Origin of the sequence: Ruminococcus sp. OM04-4AA, assembly GCF_003462585.1 — a bacterium.
GTDB classification, from domain to species: Bacteria; Bacillota; Clostridia; order Lachnospirales; family Lachnospiraceae; genus Mediterraneibacter; species Mediterraneibacter faecis.
Window position 1 is genome coordinate 1 of record NZ_QTZH01000128.1, and the last position, 2,125, is coordinate 2,125.

4 protein-coding genes are annotated in these 2,125 nt (G+C 36.6%); all 4 read right to left on the reverse strand.

The genetic code is table 11. The features are described from left to right. The coding region (locus tag DXB52_RS15555; protein ID WP_472520545.1) for a lactate/malate family dehydrogenase at window positions 1–442 on the reverse strand (442 nt) is incomplete at its 3' end. A 20-nt stretch (window positions 443–462) separates the two neighbouring features. Then, window positions 463–1,212 carry a peroxide stress protein YaaA gene (gene yaaA, locus DXB52_RS15560; protein WP_117540953.1) on the reverse strand — a complete coding sequence of 250 codons (750 nt, stop codon included), beginning with the start codon at window positions 1,210–1,212 and terminating at the stop codon, window positions 463–465. Continuing rightward, window positions 1,212–1,667: a thioredoxin-dependent thiol peroxidase gene (bcp, locus tag DXB52_RS15565; RefSeq protein ID WP_117540955.1), complete on the reverse strand. Its 456-nt coding sequence runs from the start codon at window positions 1,665–1,667 to the stop codon at window positions 1,212–1,214. Before bcp ends, yaaA begins: the two co-directional genes overlap by 1 nt. Before the next feature lie 14 nt (window positions 1,668–1,681). Further along, window positions 1,682–2,050 carry a Fur family transcriptional regulator gene (locus tag DXB52_RS15570; RefSeq protein ID WP_118108027.1) on the reverse strand — a complete coding sequence of 123 codons (369 nt, stop codon included), beginning with the start codon at window positions 2,048–2,050 and terminating at the stop codon, window positions 1,682–1,684. Between the last annotated feature and the right edge of the window lie 75 nt (window positions 2,051–2,125).

A 2,125-nucleotide genomic window follows, 5' to 3' on the forward strand; every position in this document is an offset into this window, starting at 1 on the left:
AGCCGATAACTCTCTCCTCCGGAAGTCCTGACAGTTTGATTGCAACCTGTGTCAGAATATCCACAGGATTTGCTACAACCAGAAGGATTCCTCCAAAATCTCTTTTGGCAATTTCCGGAATAATGGACTTAAATATTGCCACATTCTTATTTACCAGATCAAGTCTTGTTTCTCCTGGCTTTTGCCCTGCACCTGCTGATATAATTACAATCGCAGCATCTGCCACATCATCATAATCACCAGCATATATTTTCATAGGGCTGGCAAAGGGTATTCCATGACTGATATCCATAGCCTCTCCCTCTGCCTTATTCTTATCCGCATCTATCAAGGCAATTTCAGTGAATAATCCACTCTGCATAAGCGCAAATACAGATGCTGAGCCTACGAATCCGCAGCCTATCATAACTGCCTTTTTTGAATTTGATTTTTTCTTATTCATGCAATCATCCCTTCCTTTTGTTATTCTACAATTCTTTCAAATATGTATTCATTACCTGACGAAATTTCGCCTCTGAATACATAACCAAGTCTGTTAAAACTTCTGATATCATCTGGTTTTTCTATATGATTCTCTGCCATATATCTTACCATTTCACCACGAGCCATCTTAGCATATGTGCCTTTTGTGATAAGCTTATCACCAGACTTTTCGCAAAAAGTAATAGTAATATATCTGTCTGCTGGAGTCAGATATTTTTCAATACATTTAGAGTATTCCTTTGAAGCCAGATTAATGATAATTCCGCTGTCATCCATTACTTCCCTGTAAAGCATCTCACCCCAGAACTCATACAAATTTTTATAATGCCCTATTGAAGCCTTTGCCTGCATTTCGAGTCGATATGGTGTAATACCATCCATCGGTTTTAATACCCCATAAAACGCTGACATTATTCTCAAATGTTCCTGCACATAATCAAAATGAGCATTTTCAAAAACTACAGGAGCCATATACTGATAGGCAATGCCCTCGTAAGCTAAAACAGCAGGTGTAAGTTGTTTATACAGATTCATAGAATTAATTCTCTCTATGTTCTGTGCCGCAATATTGTCATTGCACTTCCACATTTTTTGAAGTTCTTCTTCGGTTCTTCCTTTCAGCCAGCTAAGTATCTCTTCTGTTTTTTCCATGAATACCGGACATGATAATATACCTATGCTATCAGTGTCTGTTTTCATTTTTTTAGCGGGTGATAATATAATCTTCATCAGCTTAGTTCCTGCAGCATTTTTTCAGGATCATCAGCTGCTTTTACTTTATCATTAGCTTTTACTATTATCCCATGTTCATCAATAAGGTATGTTGTTCTGACCACACCCATGGATACTTTTCCGTAGTTTTTCTTTTCCTTCCATACATCATATGATTCAATAACCTTGCGCTCTGTATCTGATAAAAGCGTAAATACCAGTCCATGTTTTTCCTCAAATTTCTTATGTGATGCAACTGAATCCTTGCTTACACCAAGTACAACCGCACCTTTCTCAACAAACTGTGGGTATCTATCTGAAAATCCACAAGCCTGCTTTGTACATCCAGGTGTATTATCCCTTGGATAAAAATATAGGATTACTTTCTTTCCAAGATATTCGCTTAATTTATGTAATTCTCCATTCTGATCCGGTAATTCAAAATCCGGTGCTTTTGTTCCTACTTCTAACATTTTTATTCTCCAATCTATGCATCTTTCATTTCTTTCTTCTGACATTCCTGGCAGATGCCCTTAAAAAAAATGTCATGGCTTATATACTTCATTCCATGTGTGTCTTTTATTCTCTTCTCCATCTCTGATATAACATCCATATCAACGTCAAATATCTCTCCACACTTTACGCATTCCACATGGTAGTGATTTTCGAGTGTAAAGTCAAAGCGGTCTGAACCATCTGGAACTTCCACTTTTCTAACCTTGCCTTCTTCTACAAGAATGCCAAGATTTCTATATACAGTCCCTCTTCCGATAGATGGATATTTTTCTTTTATAAATGTATATATCTGGTCTGCTGTTACATGACTGTGCATTTCATTTACTGCATCAAGTACCATATCCTCTTTGAATTGTATTTCTAATTTTTTCAGCCTCCTTAATAGGATTTATTCTTAATTAAGATTTTATATCAT

Excerpts from the sequence above, each read along its gene's own strand:
- yaaA (WP_117540953.1), bottom strand. The coding sequence starts at position 1,212 with ATGAAGATTATATTATCACCCGCTAAAAAAATGAAAACAGACACTGAT.
- bcp (WP_117540955.1), bottom strand. The coding sequence starts at position 1,667 with ATGTTAGAAGTAGGAACAAAAGCACCGGATTTTGAATTACCGGATCAG.
- DXB52_RS15570 (WP_118108027.1), bottom strand. The coding sequence starts at position 2,050 with ATGGTACTTGATGCAGTAAATGAAATGCACAGTCATGTAACAGCAGAC.